Source organism: Alcaligenes faecalis (genome assembly GCF_002443155.1).
Classification (GTDB): Bacteria; Pseudomonadota; Gammaproteobacteria; order Burkholderiales; family Burkholderiaceae_B; genus Alcaligenes; species Alcaligenes faecalis.
Genome location: NZ_CP023667.1, coordinates 2,394,997 through 2,415,901, shown reverse-complemented (window position 1 = coordinate 2,415,901; position 20,905 = coordinate 2,394,997). Strand labels below are relative to the sequence as shown.

General features: G+C 57.8%; 22 protein-coding genes. 8 read left to right on the top strand and 14 right to left on the bottom strand.

Annotated features, from left to right (window positions below; translation table 11 throughout):
* Positions 1-70: 70 nt before the first annotated feature.
* Together CPY64_RS11375 and CPY64_RS11370 are read left to right on the top strand one after the other, a co-directional pair.
* Positions 71-928, top strand: coding sequence for an ABC transporter permease (locus CPY64_RS11375; RefSeq protein ID WP_042482011.1), 858 nt, complete (start codon positions 71-73; stop codon positions 926-928).
* Entirely contained in the window at positions 925-2,202 is a 1,278-nt protein-coding gene (locus tag CPY64_RS11370) for a quaternary amine ABC transporter ATP-binding protein (RefSeq protein ID WP_042482009.1), read from the top strand. Before CPY64_RS11375 ends, CPY64_RS11370 begins: the two co-directional genes overlap by 4 nt.
* Positions 2,203-2,409: 207 nt before the next feature.
* On the opposite strand, the gene CPY64_RS11365 is transcribed toward CPY64_RS11370, so the two are convergent.
* The 8 genes from CPY64_RS11365 to radC form a co-directional block, all read right to left on the bottom strand.
* Positions 2,410-3,831 (bottom strand): MATE family efflux transporter, encoded by a 1,422-nt coding sequence (locus CPY64_RS11365; protein ID WP_042482004.1) that lies wholly within the window; start codon positions 3,829-3,831, stop codon positions 2,410-2,412.
* Positions 3,832-3,840: 9 nt separating this feature from the next.
* A complete protein-coding gene (locus CPY64_RS11360; protein ID WP_042482002.1) occupies positions 3,841-5,601 on the bottom strand; it encodes an ArnT family glycosyltransferase in 1,761 nt (586 codons plus the stop codon).
* Positions 5,602-5,736: 135 nt separating this feature from the next.
* Positions 5,737-6,003 carry a type B 50S ribosomal protein L31 gene (locus CPY64_RS11355; RefSeq protein WP_003802796.1) on the bottom strand — a complete coding sequence of 89 codons (267 nt, stop codon included), beginning with the start codon at positions 6,001-6,003 and terminating at the stop codon, positions 5,737-5,739.
* Positions 6,004-6,358: 355 nt separating this feature from the next.
* Positions 6,359-7,684, bottom strand: a complete 1,326-nt coding sequence (locus CPY64_RS11350; RefSeq protein ID WP_042481997.1) for an MFS transporter — start codon at positions 7,682-7,684, stop codon at positions 6,359-6,361.
* 28 nt (positions 7,685-7,712) lie between these two features.
* Positions 7,713-8,390 (bottom strand): aspartate/glutamate racemase family protein, encoded by a 678-nt coding sequence (locus tag CPY64_RS11345; RefSeq protein ID WP_042481995.1) that lies wholly within the window; start codon positions 8,388-8,390, stop codon positions 7,713-7,715.
* A 38-nt stretch (positions 8,391-8,428) separates the two neighbouring features.
* Positions 8,429-9,847, bottom strand: a complete 1,419-nt coding sequence (locus CPY64_RS11340) for an MFS transporter (RefSeq protein WP_042482224.1) — start codon at positions 9,845-9,847, stop codon at positions 8,429-8,431.
* 300 nt (positions 9,848-10,147) lie between these two features.
* Positions 10,148-10,990: a MurR/RpiR family transcriptional regulator gene (locus CPY64_RS11335; protein WP_042481993.1), complete on the bottom strand. Its 843-nt coding sequence runs from the start codon at positions 10,988-10,990 to the stop codon at positions 10,148-10,150.
* Between the two features lie 93 nt (positions 10,991-11,083).
* Positions 11,084-11,755, bottom strand: coding sequence for a RadC family protein (gene radC / locus CPY64_RS11330; RefSeq protein ID WP_042481991.1), 672 nt, complete (start codon positions 11,753-11,755; stop codon positions 11,084-11,086).
* A 49-nt stretch (positions 11,756-11,804) separates the two neighbouring features.
* On the opposite strand from radC, the gene CPY64_RS11325 reads away from it, so the two are divergent.
* From CPY64_RS11325 to CPY64_RS11300, 6 genes are all read left to right on the top strand, one after another.
* A complete protein-coding gene (locus tag CPY64_RS11325; RefSeq protein WP_223254057.1) occupies positions 11,805-12,281 on the top strand; it encodes an FKBP-type peptidyl-prolyl cis-trans isomerase in 477 nt (158 codons plus the stop codon).
* A complete protein-coding gene (gene ispH, locus CPY64_RS11320; protein ID WP_042481988.1) occupies positions 12,281-13,252 on the top strand; it encodes a 4-hydroxy-3-methylbut-2-enyl diphosphate reductase in 972 nt (323 codons plus the stop codon). Before CPY64_RS11325 ends, ispH begins: the two co-directional genes overlap by 1 nt.
* Before the next feature lie 34 nt (positions 13,253-13,286).
* A complete protein-coding gene (maiA, locus tag CPY64_RS11315; protein WP_042481985.1) occupies positions 13,287-13,934 on the top strand; it encodes a maleylacetoacetate isomerase in 648 nt (215 codons plus the stop codon).
* Positions 13,935-14,051: 117 nt separating this feature from the next.
* Positions 14,052-14,927: an NAD(P)-dependent oxidoreductase gene (locus tag CPY64_RS11310; RefSeq protein ID WP_042481983.1), complete on the top strand. Its 876-nt coding sequence runs from the start codon at positions 14,052-14,054 to the stop codon at positions 14,925-14,927.
* A gap of 78 nt (positions 14,928-15,005) precedes the next feature.
* Positions 15,006-16,460, top strand: a complete 1,455-nt coding sequence (locus CPY64_RS11305; protein ID WP_042481981.1) for a YdgA family protein — start codon at positions 15,006-15,008, stop codon at positions 16,458-16,460.
* A gap of 326 nt (positions 16,461-16,786) precedes the next feature.
* Positions 16,787-17,164: an SUI1 family translation initiation factor gene (locus CPY64_RS11300; protein ID WP_042481979.1), complete on the top strand. Its 378-nt coding sequence runs from the start codon at positions 16,787-16,789 to the stop codon at positions 17,162-17,164.
* Between the two features lie 6 nt (positions 17,165-17,170).
* On the opposite strand, the gene CPY64_RS11295 is transcribed toward CPY64_RS11300, so the two are convergent.
* The 6 genes from CPY64_RS11295 to rsfS form a co-directional block, all read right to left on the bottom strand.
* A complete protein-coding gene (locus CPY64_RS11295) occupies positions 17,171-17,941 on the bottom strand; it encodes a MipA/OmpV family protein (protein WP_042481977.1) in 771 nt (256 codons plus the stop codon).
* Between the two features lie 133 nt (positions 17,942-18,074).
* The gene (locus CPY64_RS11290; RefSeq protein ID WP_042481975.1) at positions 18,075-18,377 is read right to left on the bottom strand and encodes a DsrE family protein; all 303 of its coding nucleotides are present in this window, start codon (positions 18,375-18,377) and stop codon (positions 18,075-18,077) included.
* Between the two features lie 21 nt (positions 18,378-18,398).
* Positions 18,399-19,172 carry a thiol:disulfide interchange protein DsbG gene (gene dsbG, locus CPY64_RS11285; protein WP_042481972.1) on the bottom strand — a complete coding sequence of 258 codons (774 nt, stop codon included), beginning with the start codon at positions 19,170-19,172 and terminating at the stop codon, positions 18,399-18,401.
* A 140-nt stretch (positions 19,173-19,312) separates the two neighbouring features.
* On the bottom strand, positions 19,313-19,930 hold the full coding sequence (locus CPY64_RS11280; RefSeq protein WP_042481970.1) for a Maf family protein: 618 nt from the start codon (positions 19,928-19,930) through the stop codon (positions 19,313-19,315).
* Between the two features lie 26 nt (positions 19,931-19,956).
* Positions 19,957-20,427, bottom strand: a complete 471-nt coding sequence (gene rlmH / locus CPY64_RS11275; protein WP_009456141.1) for a 23S rRNA (pseudouridine(1915)-N(3))-methyltransferase RlmH — start codon at positions 20,425-20,427, stop codon at positions 19,957-19,959.
* 73 nt (positions 20,428-20,500) lie between these two features.
* The gene (gene rsfS / locus CPY64_RS11270) at positions 20,501-20,905 is read right to left on the bottom strand and encodes a ribosome silencing factor (protein ID WP_042481969.1); all 405 of its coding nucleotides are present in this window, start codon (positions 20,903-20,905) and stop codon (positions 20,501-20,503) included.

Below are 20,905 nucleotides of genomic sequence, written 5' to 3'. Positions count from 1 at the left end.
CTGTGGTCGGCAGGCTCATGGCCGGGCGGCACGCCCGCGCCGCATGCACGAGTTTTACGGAGTGTTTTTTATGTTTCCTGAGTTGATTGATCCGCGCGCCTTACGTTTGCCCATCGATCAGTTCGTGGGTGATCTGGTGGCCAATTATTCCAGCACCTTGCGCGCCATGACCCAGCCTTTGCTGGACATGCTGGTCTTTATGGAATCCATCCTGCGCAGCAGCCCCTGGTGGGCCGTCGTGCTGGTGGTGGTCGTGTTGGGCTGGGTTGCCAGCCGCCGCGTCCTGTTTTCCGTGGCCATGGGAGCCATGTTGTTTGTCATCGGCTTGATCGGCTTGTGGGATGCAGCCATGCAGACCCTAGCGCTGATGATCGTGGCCGTTTTCCTGTCTGTGCTGATAGGCATACCGCTGGGTCTGTTGATGGCCAGCTTCAACTGGCTGCGTCGCATCATGATGCCGGTGCTGGACGTGATGCAAACCATGCCCAGCTTTGTGTATCTGATCCCGGTGGTGATGCTGTTTAACCTGGGCAAGATCGCCGCCCTGATTGCCACCATTATTTATGCCATTGCGCCGGTGATTCGCCTGACCGATCTGGGTATACGCCTGGTCGACAGCGAAGTGCTGGAAGCCTCGCGCTCCTTCGGGTCCAACCGTTGGCAGCAGCTCTACGGCGTGCAATTGCCTCTGGCCATGCCCAACATCATGGCCGGTATCAACCAGACAACCATGATGGCCCTGGCCATGGTGGTGATCGCCTCCATGATTGGTGTGCGGGGGCTGGGCTACGAAGTGCTGCAAGGTATTAACCGACTGCAAGTGGGCCGTGGTCTGATGGCCGGTTTGGGTATTGTGCTGCTGGCGATCCTGTTTGACCGTATCACGCAAGAGTTCGGCCGTCGCTTTCAGACACGGGAGGCCTCATGAGCAAGATTGAAGTCCGTAATATTTACAAGATCTTTGGCTCCCAACCCGAGCGCTGGCTGGAAGAAGCTCGTAACGGCGTTCGCAAGGATGAGCTGCTGGCCAAGAGTGGCCATACATTGGGTCTGCGCGATATCAGCCTGTCCATTGAGCACGGCAGCATTTACGTCATCATGGGTCTGTCCGGTTCGGGCAAGTCCACCTTGATCCGCCACTTCAACCGTTTGATTGAACCGACTGCCGGGCAAATTCTGGTGGACGATGTGGATGTGATGAGTCTGGACGGCAAGGCGCTGATGCAGTTCCGTCAGCAAAAGATCAGCATGGTCTTTCAGCGCTTTGGCCTGTTTCCGCATCGCACGGTGCTGGAAAATGCGGCTTATGGCCTGCAGGTGCAGGGCATGGGTCGTGCCGCCCGCGAGGAGAAGGCCACTTACTGGCTGGAGCAGGTAGGTCTGCAGGGGTTTGAGAAACAGTACCCTCATCAGTTGTCTGGCGGTATGCAGCAGCGTGTGGGCCTGGCTCGAGCCTTGGCCACCGATGCGGACATCCTCTTGATGGACGAGGCTTTTTCGGCTTTGGACCCGCTGATTCGACGCGAAATGCAGGATCAGTTGCTGGAGCTGCAAGCCCGTTTGAACAAGACCATTGTGTTTATTACGCATGATCTGGACGAAGCGCTACGCCTGGGTAACCGGATTGCCATTCTGAAAGATGGCGAGTTGATCCAGGAAGGTTCGCCCGAAGATATTCTGCTGTCACCCGCCAGCGATTATGTGCAGGCTTTCTTGCAGGATGTGAACCGCAGCAAGGTGCTGAATGCCGCCCATGCGGTGCGCGATTCCAGCAAGACATTGACCTTCACCATGCGTACCCGTGCTGTTCACGCGCTGGAGCGCTTGAGCGAACGGGGTGTGCGTTATGCGCCTGTACTCGATGGCAAGCGTCTGGCCGGTGTCTTGATGCGTTCCAGTGCTCAGGAAGCGGTGCAGCAAGGCGCACGAGACATCTCCGGCTTTGTGGATGAAATGAGTTCGGTTCCCGCCACCATGGGGCTGGATGAAATCCTGGGGCAATTGCTGCGCAGCAGCGAACCTTTGGCTGTGACTGGCGAGAACGACGAGTTCCTTGGCCTGCTCTCACGCAGCAAGGTTGTGGATCTGGTCAGCCCGCTGATTGATGCGGTGGAGGAGTCGCCGGATGCGGCTGCAGAGTCGACTCCGGATGATACGGCCAAGATCGTGGAAGCCATTGAAGGCAGTAAACCTGCTGCCTGAGTTTCCTTGTCTTGGTAAGGCGATAAAGAAAGTGGGACCAGTTGAATAACTGGTCCCGTTTTTTTATATGTTTGCGCTTTGAGGATTTGCCATATTTTGGCCTTGGGGTTTTGAGGCTGAGCAAAGAGCGAAAGGGGACAGGGTAGCCAGTACCGAGGCGTCTGAGTTTGCCGTGGACTGAGCGAGTGCCAGTGCCCCAGGTCTGGCTTATTGGGACGCCTGCGTCTTGCGCCTTGCCGGATTGTAAATACGCAAAATATGTACGTACCAGAACAGCAGCAGCAATGCCGAGGCTCCCAGACCCAGGCTGGACATGGTCCACAAGCTGGCTGCTCCTACAGGCGCTCCCGGTGCCAGCCACTGAATGACTCCTTCCAGCGATCCGGCGGCAGGCCCGAAGCCCAGCCACCAGCCACCGCCCAGCCCGAGCACGCTCAAGGCAAAAAATTGCAGCAGCATGGGGACAAAAGCCACTTTATATGCACGCAGCAAATAGGAAATCAGGCACTGGAACGCATCGAAAAAGTGAAAGAAAGGCAGCAGTTGCAGCAACAGCAAAGCCCGCAGCGCTACGTCGGCATCATCGGTGTAGGCGTTGGCCAAAGTCGGGCGCAGCAGCACCAGCAGGGTAATGGTTAAGGTCGCCCCCGCCAGCACGATCCCCAGGCTTAACATCCCCACCTGGCGGGCGCGGTGATATTGCCCGGCCCCAATCGCTTGTGCACTGACAGAAGCGGCGGCAACGCCCACGGCCATAGGCACCATGAAGCAGACGGCAGCCAGATTGGCCATGATCTGGTGCGCACCCGATGCAAAGACCCCCTCACGGGCAACCAGCAAGGCCATGAAACTGAAGGCGCAGATCTCGATCAGATAGGAGCCGCCCATGGGCAGACCCAGACGCAGCAGTTCTTTTTGAGCCGCCCAGTTGGGCAGCCCCAGTCGCAGCGTGAAGGGTTTGTAGTAGCGGTCGGTGCGCAGCAGCCACAAGCCGGCTGCCAGCATCAGCCAGGACACCACGGTCGTGGCCAGGCCGGAACCGACAGCCCCCATGGCTGGCAAACCGAATTTGCCGAAAATCAGCACCCAGTTGAACAGGGCCTTGAAGGCCACGCTGAACAGGTTGATCAGCATGACGGCCTTGGGGCGGGAAGTTGCCGTGCCCAGGCAGTAAATCGTTCGGAATACCAGGGCGGCAGGCAGGGCCAGAATCAGGCTGCGCAAATACCAGGTCACCCGGTCGTGAACCTCAGGGCTCAAATCGCCCGACCAGCGCAGCCAGATATTGGGAAAGGCCAGCGCCAGGGTGCCGATCAAAGTCAGCAAAAGGGCCAGCCACACGCCTTGCCCCCACCAGCGGCCCACTTCTGTCAGGCGGCGCGCGCCAAATTGCTGCGCAATGATAGGGATCAGGGCGTGGATGACACCCATCAAGCCAATAAAAACGGTGATGTAAATGGATACGCCCAGGCCCATGGCCTGCAGGTCGATCGGGCTGCTGTGGCCGACCATAACGGTATCCAGAACACCAAAGGCGATACCCGCCCAGGAACCGACCAGCACCGGCCAGGCCTGACGCAGGATCTGACCTGCCTGGCCTTTCCAGTTGTGATGAAACACGGAGGACATGATTGAAACTTACTGAGCTTGCACTCGCAGCAGACGGAAAGCCTCGTGACGATCTGGCCCGCGTTTGCCTTGCCAGAGCTGGACCGCATTATCGGGAATGGGGGCCTTGCCATCTTGCAGGTCGCGCAGGGAGAACTGTTCCAGCACCAAAGAGCAGCGGTTGTCGAAATTGATATTGATGTTGTTGAACACCAGGAAGGAGGCACGTTGCCCCGAACCCAGGCCCCAGGAGCGCAGGCACTCGCCGGGCTGTTTGTGTACGCGCAGGGCGGCGGACAGTTCGCCGGAGACATCACGGTAACTGCGTACGTAGTCCAGCGAGGGCATCCACAAGGTCACCAGCAAGAGCCAGGTGGTAATCAGACCGCCTGCAGACAGGACGGTGCCACGCAGCAGCCCGGGAGGGTTGGTGGACAAGCGCCAGCGTACCAGGGCAATCCAGGCGACAGTACCCAGCACGGCAATAATCATGACCGGCCAGGAGATGAAGGTGTCATAGCCTTGTGTCTGGCGGGCAATATTGTGCGAAATCTGGCGTGGCCATCCGGTTTGCTGAGCAAACCAGCCCAGCCAGACGGTTGCCGCCGTCAGCGAGAAACACATGATGGCAAACCAGTCCAGCGTATTGATGACGCCACGGCGCAGGGTGGGCAGCGAGAAAGCAGCCAGGATGGCGCAAGGCACGACCAGCAAGGCGTATTCGGGCTCGAAGGCATCGCGCATGAACAGCAGGCTGAACAGTGGCACCAGAAAACTGATGGCGGGCACATAAATATGTGGCGCCTTGAACCAGCTGCGCCATTGCCACAGGGCCAGCAGTGCCAAGGGCCAGATGGGCCAGAGGAACCACAGCAGGTCACGCAGATTATTCAGTTGTTCCTTGAAACCAGCCCAGCCCCAGGCAGCCAGATGCCACAGACGCCATTGTTCGGTCCAGTACACGCTGACACGCTTGGCCGGAATCCACCAGGCCATGATGATGGCCAGGGTCAGCACAGCGCTCAGGGCCAGCCATTGGCTGTGCTGGCGCAAGGGGCCGCGCGGAATGAAACACAGCGTGGTGGCCAGCATGATGGGGCCCGCACCCAGCCAGCCGCGGGTCAGAAAGCAGGCACCCAAAGACAGGCCCAGCATGATCGCGCCCGAGGCAGGGCGGTCGAACATGCGCACCAGACTGTACAAGGCCAGCGCCTGAAAAGCGATGATGGCCGGCACTTCCGAGGTTTCATGCATGCGCCAGATGATGCCAACCGTGGCTACTGTCAGCAGCAAGGTGGCATCGGCAATCATGCGTCCATAGGCGGTGGGAGAGGGCTCGCCCCCAAAGGGCAGGCGTAGCGGCTGGGCTTCAGGACGACGGGCCAGCCAGTAGGCACTGTGCCAGACTGAGGCCGCCAGCATGCCGAACCACAGTAAATTGGGCAGGCGGGACGCCACAATATTGGCGTTCAGTTCGGAGGTGAACAGCTTGAGCAGCGGCGCAAACAGCGTAATGAACAGCGCACCCAGCCAGGTCGTCAGCGGCCCATCCTGGGCGTGCGCCAGGTCGCCTACCTGCGGCAACAGCAAGGCCTGACCGCTGGGATCAGACAAAGCGGTAAGCATGGTCGCAAGCCCGATGACATCGTCTGCCTTCCAGGGATCACGGAAAAACAGACCCGCAAGAATGTAAATTGTCCCCACAACAAGCAGGACCAGTCGGGGAAGTTTGACGGCAGCGGTAGCAGTCAGGCGGGCAGGGGTGGAGGTGGGTATGAGGCTGGATGACACGTCTAGGGTAAAACAGTCTGTTGATTCGCCCTATCTTAATGCAAAGGGGGCGCCTTGGCCGGGAAATGTACGGTAAAAAAAAGGCAGCCGAAGCTGCCTTTTTTGCGCTGAACGCGGTATGTCGCGAAAGAGAGCTTATTCGCCTTTCTTGACGGTACCAGCCGTACGGGCAAAACGGGCGCGGAATTTTTCAACGCGGCCAGTTTCCACGATACGGGTTTGAGCGCCCGTGTAGAAGGGGTGCGACTCGGACGTCACGTCACACTTGAACAGCGGGTAAGTCTTACCGTCTTTTTCGGTGGTTTCGCGAGTCTGGACAGTGGAACGGGTGATAAAGGAGTTGCCCGTTTGCAGGTCCAGAAACACCACGTCACGGTATTCTGGGTGAATGCCTTCTTTCATGATGATTCCTGTTTTGACAAATAAGGACCGCCAGCAAGGCACGTATTTACAAAAATAAAGCTGCACAGGGCAGATTTTCAGTCTTGTAAGTACCGGCACTAAAAAGCTAGAGGGCTGTTTTTTTAACCGGGTTTGGATTTTTTTAATCCCGCCCGATTGAATAATGCCTAAAGACTTTTTGCCACGTATCCGATGAAGCCTGAAATTTTAGCATCGAGCCGCCGCTTTTCAAAGAAAACTCCGTACGAGCGCGGCACAAGTGCAACAGGATCTGGTTCGCTGGCGGGTAGGCAGGCCCCGAAAACGGCCAGTTTGCCGGCTTTTTCGGGGCCCTGGTCCATGATTGGCAAGGCGTTCAGGTGGCTTGCCTGCGCTTGCGGAAAGACAGAATCCAGATACCAACGGCCAGTTCCAGCGCCGCAATAATCCATAAACCGCTTTGGAAATTGCCGCTGGCGTCTTTCAGAGCGCCCAACATGAAGGGAGCGCCGAAGCCGGCCAGATTAGCGACGGAGTTGATGAAGGCCACGCCAATAGCGGCTGCCGAGCCCGCCAGTACGGCATTAGGTAACTGCCAGTACACCGGAATGCAACCCATGGTGCCGGACACGGCCACAATCAGGCTGATAAAAGCCAGGGTCGTATTGTTGCCCAGGAGCAGCCCCACACCAGCCAGACCGATCGCGCCGATGATGACGGGAATACCTGTGTGCAGACGGGCTTCGCGGCGACGGTCGGCACTAAAGCCCAGTGCCAGCTGGAAGATGGCCCCAAATACATAGACCAGACCAACCAGCAAGCCCACCTGTAGCGGATCGGTCGGGCCCAGCGAGCGCACCAGGGTGGGCGCAAAAAAGGCCAGTGTGGAGTTCGCGGCCACGATGCCAAAGAACATCAGGGTCAGGGTCCACAGATCGGCATTGCCCAAGGCTTTCTTGAAGCTGTGCTCGCGCGGGCCTGCGGCCTTGGCGTCCAGCACCAGCTCCTGTTTGATCAGGTCCTTCTCACGCTGGCTTAACCAGCTGGCTTTTTCCGGGCTGTCCACAATGAACATTACCGCCAGAATGCCTGCGAAAATTGTCGGCAGGCCTTCCAGCAAGAATAGCCATTGCCAACCGGACCAGTCATTGACGCCATCCAGACGCGTCATGATGAAACCGGCCAGCGGTGCGCCCACAACCGAGGCCACCGCCGAGGCGGAAATAAACACCGCAAAAGCTTTGGCGCGACGATGGGCTGGGAACCAGAAGGTCAGGAACAGCAATACGCCGGGCTGGAAACCTGCCTCAAAAGCGCCCAGCAAAAAACGCATCACATAAAAGTAGGCGGCTGTTTTGGTAAACATCATCAGCACGCAGATCAGGCCCCAGCCAAAGGCAATACGGGCCAGGGTCTTGCGTGCACCAATACGCAGCAGCAACCAGTTGCTGGGCACTTCAAAAAAGAAGTAGCCCAAAAAGAAAATACCGGCACCGATGCCGTAAACCGTTTCGGAAAACCCCAGCTCGGGCTGCATTTGCAGCTTGGCAAAACCAATGTTGAGCCTGTCTATCCAGGCCAGCATCCAAAGCAAGAAAATGAAGGGCAAAATGCGCCACATCACTTTCTTGTAAATCTGATCCAGTTCCTGCTTGCTGGCGGACGGGGCCTGGGCTCCGTCCCCAAGGGTGCTGCTTGTCATGGGGTGTCTCCTTGTGTGGTACCGCGTGTTATGGCTGATCTGGGGGCAGGCGCTCGGCCATGAGCTCGCAGGCAGCAATGATGGGATTGATCACCGGCACAGCCAGCCGGCTTTGCAGCGCTTGTGCGCTTTGAGCCAGTGGGCCACCGCCGATGATGACGGCGCGAGCACCGTCTTGTTCGATACATGCCACGACACTGTCGGCCAGTTCCTGATCCTGACGTTCAGGGGCCTGGGCCAGATCCAGGGGGGCGGTAGGGGTCAGGCGCAGGCCGGAGAACTGGTCGCTCCAGCCGTAGCGCTGTACCTGGTCCAGAATGGATTGCTCCAGGCCGGGTGTCGTGGTGGCAATGCCAAAAGGGCTGCCTGCTCGGGCGGCCTGCATCATGGAAGCCTGGCCTATACCGATGACGGGCACCGTTACGTGCTCAGCCAGGACTTGCAGGCCGGGATCACCAAAAGCACCGACGATGACGCCATCAGCGTCCTGTGCCTGTGCCAGCACCAGCGGGTGCCTGGCCATGGTGGCGGCCTGCTCCAGCTCCTTCATTTCGGTCAACATGCCCGGCCCTTCGGGGGCAGTCAGCCCGCGGACCTGGATATCGCTGCGCTGCAGGCTCTGGAAGCAAGCCTGGGCAAGGGCAACCATCATGTCAGTGGTGGGACGGGAAGTATTGGGGTTGATGAGCAGTACGGTATGAGACATAAATACAGGGGCCGCCGTAACGCGGCTTATCAAGTGAATCAGGTATCCAGGGGGCGGCCAAAGGTTTCGGGCGCCAACTGCAGGACGGCGGCAAAGGTGACATACATGCCAGCCATCAAGGTGAACATGCCGGCGACACCATAGCCTTCCAGCACCCAGCCGCTAAGCGTAGGGATAAATGCACCCGCCAAGGTACCCAATGCCAGAATGAAGGCGGTGCCAAAGGCGCGGACGCGCGTGGGATATAGCTCAGGGGAGAAAATCCAGATCGTGGTGTTCAGCAGCAGTACGCAGAACTGGAAGGCCGCACCGAACAGCAGCACCAGATAAATATTGAAGCTCAGAAAGCCAAAGGCCAGACCACTGGCGCAGGCCAGCAAGGCCCCCAAGGTGAAGACGCGTTTGCGAGGCACGCGAGAGCCCAGGTACGAGGCAGTCAGGGCACCCAGCAAGCTGCCTGACTGCATCAGGATGGTGAAGGTATAGCTTTTCACCAGGGAGTAGCCTTGTTCTACCAGCAGAGTCGGCATCAGGGTCAGCACCGTCAGTTGTGCGCCGTAGGTCATGCACACGGCAATGCCGGTAACCAGCGTGCGCATGGCCAGCGGGCCCTGGAAAATCTCGCTCAAGCGTACGCGCTCTGCTTTTTGCGCTTGCGGGCCGCTGTGCAGATAAGGGTAGGGGTTGGCAACGTGGCGGCCCAGCTTGCCCGAGGCCAGAATATTCAAAACCTGATTGGCCTCGTCGATACGCCCTTGCGATACCAGAAAGCGAGGTGTTTCAGGAATGTAGCGACGGTAGAACAGCACCATGAAGGCGGGCATGACCAGCAGGCCAAACACCCAGCGCCAGCTCTCGGGGCCGGGAAAGAGGGTAAAGACCAGCAAGCCAAAGGCCGGAGCCAGCATATTGCCCAGACCACCACCCGCGACGTTGATCGTGCCGACGGCGGTGCCGCGAAAGCGCGAGGAGCAGAACTCGGCCAGCATGGTGACGGCAATCGAGATCTCGCCACCCAGACCAAAGCCGACAATCATGCGACCCAGGCCCAGTACCCAGTAGCTGGGGGCCAGGGCGCAGATCAGCGCGCCCAACGTGAACAGGGCCAGATTGATGGTCAACATGACGCGGCGACCATAGTGGTCGGCGATATAGCCGGACAGCAAGCGCCCCAGGGCCGCAGCGGCAAAGGTCAGGGTGTTCAGAAACCCGACATCGCGAGGCGTCAGCCCCCAATGTTCCTGAAGAAGCGGACCGACCAGGCCCACGGCATTTTGCTCCAGCACGTCAAACAGCACGCCCAGCAAAATCAGGGCCAGCACTTTGCGGTGCGAGTTGGTGACGCCTATGGTCTCCAGCGAGTTTTCCAGTTGCTGCTGAACCGTGTGGTTGTTGGCCGTAGAACTGGCCTGTGCCTGCCCGGTGTTGGCCGGCAAGGTTTGCTGCTTGCTAGACATGGTTTCTCCTCGTTTCAGGACATGCAGGGCACGTCCGCCCATAACATTATTTTTTCAGCCATTATTGGTATGAAAAAATATTTTCAAAACTAGGGTTAACGAGAAAGATTTTGCAGGACTTTAAGTTGGATTGATTAATCGATTGATATAAAAGGAGTTTTAATAAAAAAAGGATCATCGCATTTTGCATATGATCCTTATTCGATTCCTGGGATAGCCGCTGGCAGCCTGACTTGGGCGGAGCTGATTTGCCTTGGCTGCAGGAGGAGCGGGCGGGTTTGTGGTGCCAGTCTCAGCGACCTACAGCTCCAGAAAACTGTCGTGGAAAGCTTCCACCATGCCTAGATGGCGACGTCCGGCCGGACCGGCCTGATCCATTACCTGGCTCAGAATCAAATGGCATAAGCCGATCACTGCCACGTGGTTGTCCAGCACACCGGGTGACTGGACATCACATCGCAACGTCCAGCGACAGGCGCTTTTCTCGGCGCTGAGTTGATCGGTAATATGCAGCACATTCGGGTTCAGCTGAGCCATTTGACCAATAAGCTGATCCATATTGCGCACCCGGCGACGCAGGGCAAAGATCACCACCACATCCTCGGCGTGTATGCCGGCCAGATGCTCTCCCATGGTTTCACCAGGACCGGGAATCAGTTGAGCTTCTGGGACGATTTGCAGCAACTGCCAGCGAAAGTAGTTGGCCAGGGCGTGGCTGGAGCGAAACCCCAGCACCCACACTTTCCGCGCAGCCAGAATGGCCTGGGCGATCTCTTGCAGCAGCGAGTCGGGAATGCGTCTGTAGGTAGAGGCCAGATTGTTCTGGCTCTGTTGCAGCTGCGTGGCCAGTGAGCGTTCGGCTTCTGTCTCGGTCGCGGCCAGCAGCAGGGGGGAGCCGGCTTTCTTTTCAGAGCGCACTTGCTTGCGGGCCGCTTCGTAATTGCTATAGCCCAGGCGCCGAATAAAGCGGGTAACCGTAGCGTTGGATACATGGGCCAGAGACGCCAGCTCAGACGCGCTGTAGCCGGCCAGATCGCCTGGGAAATCCAGGGCAAATTCCGCCAGACGTCGCTCTGATGGGGATAGATCGTGAAGAATGTCACGTACGCGTCCAACAAAGGACTTCACGGCGGGATCAGACATGGCGCTCCGTACTCTTGTAGTGTGTTCTGGATTTTACGGGGAAGCTCATGGAACTGTATCAAAAATCCGGCAGTTTCCGCCGGGCCGAATGGTTTACAGATCCCCGCGCTCGGCCATGGAGACAGTCTGGCTGGGCGTGACGATAATGTGGTCCAGCAAGCGTATGTCTACCAGAGCCAAGGCCTGCCGTATGTGCCGGGTCAGCCGTATATCGGCAGCGCTGGGATAGGCCGCGCCGGAAGGATGGTTGTGCGCCAGAATGATGGCGCAACTGTGGTGACGCAGGGCGGCGCGCAGAATCTCCCGGGGGTAGACCGAGGCCTGGTTCACCGTTCCCCGGCTGATTTCCTCGGCGCAGATCAGTCGCAGCTGATTGTCCAGAAACAGGGCCAGGCAGTGCTCCACGGGTAAGTGTCCGATATGGGCCAGACAATATTCGCGTACCTTGTCTGCCTGGTTCAGGACTGGCAAGTCAGTGAGCGACTCCAGGGCACAGCGGCGTTGCAGTTCCCGGATAACCAACAGTTCCGCGCATTTGGCCGGGCCGATTCCGTCCAGTTGGCGCAGGGCAGACGCATCGGCCGATAATAATCCTTTGAGTCCGTTAAAATGGTCCAGCAACATCTGGCCCAGCTCGACAGCATTGCGCTCGCGTGTACCGGTGCGCAGGACAATACCCAGCAGTTCCGGGGTGCTCAGACAGGCAGGGCCGTGCGCCAACATGCGCTCACGGGGCCCTTGGCGGCGTAAAGTGGATGTGGCCATAAGAAACGCTAAAATGCGGTAATTGAATGATTTTCTATAGTGAGCGATCGTGAGTAACTCTGCTAGTTCCGAGCTTGGAATTGTCCGTCAGGATTCCTACCTGACTTTGCACTATCGTATAGAGCTGGCCAGTGGCCCGGCGGCAGGCTCTGTGTTTGCGGATACCTTTACGGGCCGCCCGGCGACCTTGCAACTGGGCAATGGTCAGTGGGCTCCTGGCATGGAAGAGAAATTGCTGGGGCATCGTGAAGACGAGCGCTTTCAGCTCGACATCACCCCTGAAGATGCTTACGGCGCCCGTAACCCGGACCTCTTGCAGCGCATCACTCGCGAAATGCTGGCCAGCAATGCCGCCGAAGGCGTGGAGTTCGTACCCGGTGATATGGTGGAGTTTGCCGCCCCTAATGGCAGCCGCTATTCGGGTGTACTCAAGGAAATCGACGACAAGACGGCCTTGTTCGATTTCAACCATCCTTTGGCCGGCGTGGCCTTGCGCCTGGATGTACATATTTTGGGGATTCTGTAATGAGTCAAGCTACTCCCGTTCAGAACGCTGAGGTTGTTCTGGCCCAGCCCCGTGGATTCTGTGCTGGGGTCGACCGCGCGATTGATATTGTCGAACGCGCCTTGGAATTGCACGGCGCACCGATTTACGTGCGTCATGAAATCGTCCATAACCGTTACGTGGTCGAAGACCTGCGCAACAAAGGGGCGATCTTTATTAAAGAGCTGGACGAGGCCCCTTCGGGTGCGATCGTGATTTTCTCGGCTCACGGCGTCTCGCGTCAGGTGCGTGACGATGCCGAAAAGCGTGGCCTGAAAGTGTTTGATGCCACATGTCCGCTGGTGACCAAAGTGCATATCGAGGTCTCTCGCATGCGGGCCGAAGGCCGGGAGATCATCATGATTGGTCATGTCGGTCACCCTGAAGTCGAGGGCACCTTGGGGCAGGCCGATGGCGGCATGTACCTGGTGGAAACGCCCGAGGACGTCGCCGATCTGAAAGTGGCTGATCCCGACAAGCTTGCCTTTGTGACGCAAACCACCTTGTCCGTGGACGATGCGGCGGTGGTGGCCCAGGCCTTGCGTGAACGCTTCCCCAATATCGTGGAACCCAAGAAAAGCGATATCTGTTACGCCACACAGAACCGTCAGGATGCGGTCAAGATCATGGCTCCACAGTGCGATCTGGTCCTGGTGGTGGGCAGTACCAACAGCTCGAACTCCAATCGTTTGCGCGAAGTGGCCGAACGCAAGGGCGCGGAAGCTTATCTGCTGGATAAACCGGAAATGATTGATCCGGCCTGGCTGGTCGGTAAAAAGCGCGTGGGTGTGACGGCCGGTGCGTCGGCACCGGAAGTTCTAGTGAATCAGGTGATTCAGCGCTTGCAGGAACTGGGCGTAGGCAAAGTGCGGGCCCTGGATGGTGTGGAAGAAAACATTGCCTTCCCGCTGCCTCGAGAGCTGTCGCGCAAGATTGAAAGCCTGAACAAATAAAAAAACGAATTTTGTAGGGTGGACAGGAGACAAGATGATTTTGTATAGCTACTTTCGCAGTTCCGCCGCTTACCGGGTACGGATTGGTCTGAACCTCAAGGGTCTGGATTACCAGATCAAGCCTGTTCATCTGCTTAAAGATGGCGGTCAGCAGCATCAGCCGGATTATGTGCAGATCAATCCAGTGCAGTTGCTGCCTGCATTGGACGATGATGGCCTGATCATTACGCAATCCCTGGCCATTCTGGAATATCTGGACGAACGCTATCCCGAGCTGCCTTTGCTGCCCAAGGCCTCCGCAGAGCGGGCATGGGCACGCTCCATGGCTCAAACGGTGGCTTGCGATATTCACCCGCTGAATAATCTGCGCGTGTTGCAGTATTTGAAAAACGAACTGCACGCCGAAGAGGATGCTCGCAATCAGTGGTACCGCCATTGGGTCCAGGTAGGGCTGGAGGGTCTGGAGGCCCTGGTGCAGCGTCATGGCAAAAAGGATCATCCCTTTATCTTCGGTGATACCCCCGGTGTTGCTGAAATTTGCCTGATTCCCCAGATGTTCAATGCGCGTCGCTTTGAAATCGATCTGAGCGCGTTTCCCCGCCTGTTGGCCGTCGAAGAGAAGTGCCTTGAGCTGTCCGCTTTCCAGGAAGCCGCTCCCGACCGTCAGCCCGACGCCGCTTGAGCATCAGCATGAAGGCGGCCCGGACTTGGGCCGACCAGAACCCACCCGCCGGACAGGCGGGTTTTTCTTGCCCCGTTTCAGCCTGTTCAATTGCGGTGGGGGCGTAAAGGATGAGACATGAATATTGGTTTTTGTGGTTTGGGCCGTATGGGACAACCGATGGTGCGCCGTTTGCTGAATGCCGGCCATCAGGTTCGTATCTGGAATCGCTCTAAGGACAAGGCGCAGGCCTTGATTGAAGCGGGTGCCCGCTGGTGCGATACCCCGGCACAGATGGCCGAGCAATGCGAGGCCGTGTTCTTGTGTGTATTCGATGCGCAAGCGGTGCACGATACTGTTCTGGGCGAGCAGGGCCTGTCCACTGTGCAGGGAGCCTTGCAGATTGTGGTGGACCATTCCTCGATTCCACCTCAGGCCACACGCGAGATGGCTGTCCAACTGCAGCAGCGTTGCGGGGCGGATTGGCTGGATGCTCCTGTCTCGGGGGGAGTCGGCGGAGCTGAGCAAGGCACCTTGGCCATCATGGTGGGTGGAGCGGCGGCGCAGCTGGAACGGGTACGCCCCGTGCTGGCGGCGTATTCGCAGCGCGTCACCTTGATGGGGGCAGTAGGGGCTGGCCAAGTAACAAAGTTATGCAATCAGACCATTGTGGCCACCACCTTGACTGCAATTGCCGAGGCATTGAGCCTGGCCAATGACAATGGGGTGGATGCCTCCAAAATCAGTGAAGCCCTGGGGGGCGGCTGGGCGGATTCGATTTTGCTGCAATTGTTCGTGCCGCGCATGACCCGGCAGGACAATCAGGTAAAGGCGTCGGTAGATACCATGTTGAAGGACTTGAATACGGTGGCGGGGCTGGCCAGTGTCAGTCATACCAGCATGCCGGTGGCTCATGCGGCCCAGCAAACCTATCGTGCAGCCCATCGCTTGGGTTTGGGTGAAGAAGATGTCGCCCGCATTACGCAAGTGAATAGTTACAATTACGGGGAATAAACTACCATCAGTCAAACTTAGTTTCGGTATTATGTCGGCTATTTGAAGTTGGGACTGTAGGTCTACAAAAGGGAAGTCATGAAGAAAAGTACAGGGCTGGTCACACTGGTTGTCGTGTTAGCGGCCGCATATGGCGGTTCGACTTGGTACACCGGTAAGAAAACTGAAGCGCTGGTGGGTGAGAAAGTGACCCAGTTCAATACCCTGGCTGCCGAGCAGATGCAGCAAATGGGCATGAGCGAGTCGGTCGTCATGAACGTGGTGGACTACCAGCGTGGCGTGTTTTCCTCGACCGCTCGCTACACCATCACCATCAAGCCTTCCGACGCTGAAGAGAAGCCTCTGGAGCTGACTTTTGATGACAAGATCAGCCACGGTCCTTTGCCTGTGTCGGCAATGGCTCTGGGTAACTTCACCCCTGTTGCCGCCTTGTCGCACAGCACCCTGGTCAAGACCAAGGACACAGAAGGCTGGTACAAGCTGACTGGCGACAAGACTCCTTTGTGGGCAGACAGCCTGGTTGGTTTTGACGGTGCCGTGGACTCCAACGTGCACTTTGAAGCCATCAAGCACCAAGGCGACGAAATCAAAGTGGATTTCAGCGGTGGTCAGCTGCGCACCAAGGCCGGTGGCAAGAGCAAAGATATTGTCGTGACCGGCAGCTTCCCCAAGCTGTTCGTTGATGACATCAGCGACGATCCATTGAAGCTGGAAGCCTCCAACTTCGTGGTGGACTTCAAGCAAGATGGCGACATCAACGTGAACGGCACCCAGGTCGGCAAGCTGAGCGTCGATGGCGTGAAGATGCAAACGGCCGAGACTGATGGCATCACCTTCAAGCAGATCGCCATCAACTCCGATGCGGTGACCAAAGACTCCATCAGCGATACCAAGGTTGTCTACGCGCTGACCGATCTGGTGTTTGAAGACAAGGTCAAGCTGGGTTCGGTTGAACTGTCGATGAATTTTGATCGTGTGTACGCACCCGCTATCTCCGCGCTGTCCAAGCTGATCTCCGATTCCAATCTGCAAAACGATATGGATTCGGTTGATGGCCCAACGGCTCAGAAGATGATGGAACTGGTTTTGCAAGCACTGGAGCACAAGCCTGTGCTGCGTGTTGAGCCTCTGCGTTGGTACACGGCTGCTGGCGAGTCCAAAGCCACGTTGCGTGTGGACTTCCAAAAGCCTGATGCGACGTTGCAAGAGCTGCAAACCAGCCCCGAGATGTGGATCGAAGCCATTCCTGCTGCTCAGCTGGATCTCCTGATCTCCAAACCCATGCTGCGTGGTCTGGCTGCCGATATGGACAAGGCTGAAGGCCTGTCGCCTGAAGAAGGCAATGCTGCCATGCTGGACATGATTCTGGACGCTGCTGTGGCTCCTTACGCCGAGTCCAATATGGTCAAGAATGACGAGAACGGCATCTCGACCGCTATCAAGTACGATGGCAAGGATCGCGTGTTCGACATCAACGGCCAGCGCTTCACTTCCGAGCAATTGCTTGGTCTGGTCCTGATGGGCATGATGTAATTCGTCTGGGCCTGGTCCAGCGTAAAGCCCACCGAAATTCGGTGGGCTTTTTTTTACCGCCGGGCCGCCCCAAGGCTCGGCGCCCCCGGTAAAAAGCCCCCTTGGGGATGAGCCCGGACACACAGCAGTCCATTGCGGACTGCTGTGTGCCTGGCGAATCCGAGCGTCATGCAAGCCGCGAGGTGGAGCGCAAGCCAAAGGCGAAGCGTGGGGGTTTGTTTTACCGCCGGGCCGCCCCAAGGTAAAAACGCCCCCTTGGGGGGCAGCAAGCCAAAGGCGCAGCGTGGGGGCTTTTAATATTTAATCAGGAAAGGGAGCCGGATTTTATGGCCAGCTTATCGGATCAGCTGTCTCGGCTGGTGTACAGCACGGAGCAAGGACGCATGTGTCCGGATTGCGGGCAGCCGCAAAACCAGTGCCGTTGCGAAGAAAACAGGCGCGAACACGCTTTGTCTCAGGCTCAGGGGCCGGTGCGCTTGAGTCTGGAAACCAAGGGACGAAAAGGGAAGGGCGTGACCGTGGTATCGGGCCTGGTGATGCCGCAAGAGCAGCTCAAGGCGCTGGTCAAGGAATTGAAGAACGCCTGTGGAGCGGGCGGGACGCTGAAAGAGGGAACGCTGGAGATTCAGGGTGATCATCGAGCCGTTGTGCAGGCGCGCCTGGAACACAACGGCTTGACGGTCAAGCGGGTCGGCAGACCCTGACGGGACTTAGAAGCTGTAGCCCAAGCCTATGCCACCAAAGACGCTGCTTTTCTTCTCGACCAGCGGGCTGTCTTTGGCTTCTTCACCCAAGGTGTTCACGCCCAGCAAGCCTTGCAGGGACCAGCTTTCGCTGATCTTGTGGGTGTACTGGCCGTACAAGGCATAAGAGCGCAAACCAGCATCAGGGCGGTACGTGCGCAGCTGGCCATTGCTGCCAGCGGCTTCATGAGATTTCACGCCAAAGTAGGTGCGCATGGCTTTTTCGTTGGACCATTTCAATTCCGCACCCAGCGAGAAGCTGCTGTCCTGGTCGTTCCAGAGGCGGTAGCTCAGATCCAGAACGGCTGTCGCGCCGTAACCGCTTTTCAGTGCCTGGTAGTAGCTGCCTTCGATCTTGGCATTGCCCAGTTGGTAGGCGGTAAAAACGCCCAGATTGCCGTGACGATCAATATCGTCAGTACCGTACAGGCGGTCAGCATCACCCGATTTACGTGCGCGGGCCAGGGCGGCGTACGTGCCGATAGTCCAGTTGTCGGTCAGGTTGGTTTGCAGACCAATGGCAGGCATGCCTGCCTTGGGGGCCAAAAAGAAGTGGCCATTGCGGTGCGACAGCAGGGGGTAAAAGCGGCCATCGTAACTGTCAGCCCCTTCGTATTTGGGGGCGAAACCCACACCCACGCCAACCGTGGTTTGCTGCGCCAGTGCCTGACTGGTTCCTAAAGCACATAAAGCGAGTAGCAGGCAGGGACGCAGAGCAGAGCGGGCGAGGGTGGGCATGACAGATTTCCTTGTGATACGGGATAAAAACAGGCCCGCTTGCCGCGGGCCTAGCTATCGTATCAAGGTTTGAACGGGCTTAGGCAAAATCATGACCGGCCTGTATGGTCTGTTGTGCCAAGCCTACATCTGCTCAGGCCCGAATATAAATCCAGTTCTCTGCCTGCAGTTTCACCAGCGCCGTGATCGCTCCTTGCTCCAGGGTTTGGAAGCGCTCTGGTGCGCTGAGCGCTTGGTTGCGCAGTGTGTTGGGGCACAGATAGGTATAGGCGTCGCACTCGTGTTCTGTGCCTTCTACGCAGGCTTTAACCGCCTGCGCATTGGCGATGATGCGAATCTGCGCATCCGGTATGTCCTTGAGCAAGTTGCGCGCATTGCTGCGAGCGCGCTCCAGGGCATCGGCGGTGGGGGCATGCAAGAGAACACGAGTGCTCATGAATAAACGTCCTGCTTGAAATTAACGTGGGCCAAAAACGCGTTCGGTGATGTCGGGTGAAGCGCCGGTCTGCATTTGGATGCGACCCTGCTCATCCTGCCAGACCATGGCGGGGGTAGCACGCAAATCCCAGCCCATCATCAGGTCTTCATTGCGGGTCAGGTCGGCCTCGATGTCGCTGGGCACGCTGTCCAGACCTTTCACACCGGCGCTGCGGTCTTTCAGCATGGCCAGAGAGTGCTCGTTCAAGGCCTTGGTAGGATCCTTGGCGGCCAGGATGGCGGCGGATTTCAGGCTGCTGCTGGGGGCCAGGATGCCAACCATGATGTGACGCAGCTGTACCTTGCCGGACTCCACCCACGGGCGGGCCATTTGCCAGAATTGCATGCAGTACGGGCAGTTTGGATCGGTAAAGACGTAGACCACGCGAGGGGCCTTGTCGTCGCCATCCTTGATCCAGCGGGATTTTTCCAGCTTGCCCAGCATGTCTTTGGCGATAGCCGGTTGAACCAGCTCGTCCAGGCCGGCAGGTCGCACCTCTTCGCCATTGGCATCGATCATGGTGCCCACCATCATGTGTTGCCCATCGGGCAAGTTGTAGATGGCCAGTGCCCGATTCCCGCTATATGCGCCCCAGGCTTTCAGGCCACCGGGAGCATCAAACTCGCCCACAATGGACAGCCCTTGTTCTTCCAGAGCCTTCAGGGCAGCGGGGCGGTCGGCGGCGTGAGCAAGGGTGCTGGTACATAGCAAACCGGCCAAGGCAAGACGAATCGAAAAAGAAGAAAGCGACATGGTGATTAAATCCTGCAAAACAGTCGGTGAATGTATATATCCATAAAATATATACTAAGAGCCAAATGGAATAAAAGAATGGGACTAGGCCTTGTGCGGAGAGTTCCCCATTCCTGTTCTGATCAGGCTGTTTCTCCGGTTTAGCCGGGTGTGCGAATCTTCAGATTGGCCAGTTCCAGCAAGCGGTAGGTTTCGTGCACGGGCAAGCCCATTACGCCGGTATAGCTGCCACTCAAGTGGCTGATGAACGCGCCGCCCAGACCCTGAATACCATAGGCCCCCGCTTTGCCCATAGGCTCGCCACTGGCACAGTACTCTGCAATTTCCTGCTCGTTCAGCGTTTTGAAGCTGACTTCGCTGATGCTGATGCTTTCAAATTCCACCCCGCCCACGCCCAATGACAGGGCGGTCATCACTTTGTGACGGCGGCCCGAGAGCTCGCGCAAGATACGTGCGGCATCGGCCATATCAGCAGGTTTACCAAAAATGTCTTCGCCCATGCAGACCGTGGTGTCGGCACTCAAAATAGCGCGTTCTTGATCCAGGCTACTATTCTGTGCTCGCCATTCCAGGGCGCGCAGCAGCTTGTCGCGGGCCGTGCGACGGACATAGTCCAGCACGGCTTCCTGTTCCAGGCGCGGCTCATCCTCGCCCGGAGGGCTGGGCACGTTCAGGACTTCATGCGTGATCTGGATACTGTTGAGCAAGTCGTGGCGACGTGGGCTGGCAGAGGCCAGGTAGATGGGCTGAAAAGGCATAAGAAAAACCAGGACTAAAAGAAGGTTCAGGCGCGATGATAGGGATGCCCGGTCATGACGGACCAGGCGCGATACAGCTGTTCGGCCAGAAAAATACGTACCAGAGGGTGGGGCAGCGTCAGGGAAGACAGGCGCAGCATGCCGTGGCAGCTTTGCTTCAAGGCCGCATCCAGCCCGTCCGGGCCTCCGACCAGAATCGCAATATCCTGACCGCTGCTGCGCCAACGCTCCAGTTCCTGGGCCAGCTTGACAGTGGTCAGGTCCTTGCCGCGTTCGTCCAGAGCGATGCGCATTGCTTGAGCGGGAATGGCTGCTTCAATGCGCTTGGCCTCGGCCTGCATCATTTGGGCGGGCGTCTTGCCGCTGGTACGGGGTTCGGCCTTGATTTCGCGCAGTTCTATGGCGCAGTCCTGAGGCATGCGACGTGCATATTCCTGCCAGCCTTGTTCCACCCAGTCGGGCATGCGCTGACCTACCGCGATGACAATGAGTTTCATGGAATGTCGTAAAAGAAAAAAGGCCGCATCGTAAGCTGCGGCCCGGGTATTGCCGACAGGGCAGAGGAAGGGTTTAGTCTTCGTCTTCGTCGGCGCTGGCAAAAAAGCCAGCCGGTGGAACCTGGCGCGATTGCGGCAGCAGTTCCACTTCGACAGGGCGCTCGCCCCAAAGTTCTTCCAGGTTGTAGTACTGGCGGATGGCAGGCTGCATGCAATGCACCACAATGTCACCCAGGTCCAGCAACACCCATTCGCCGGTGTCCTCGCCTTCATGGGCCAGGACTTCGACTTTGTTTTGGCGTGCCTTGTCAAACACGTTCTGGGCCAGAGCGCGGGTTTGCCGGTTGGACGTACCACTGGCGATGACCACACGATCGAACAGGCCGGTCATGTGGGTAGTGCTAAAGACCTTGATGTCTTGAGCTTTGACGTCCTCGAGGGCATCGATGACGAGTCGTTGAAGTGTTTCTATATTCAT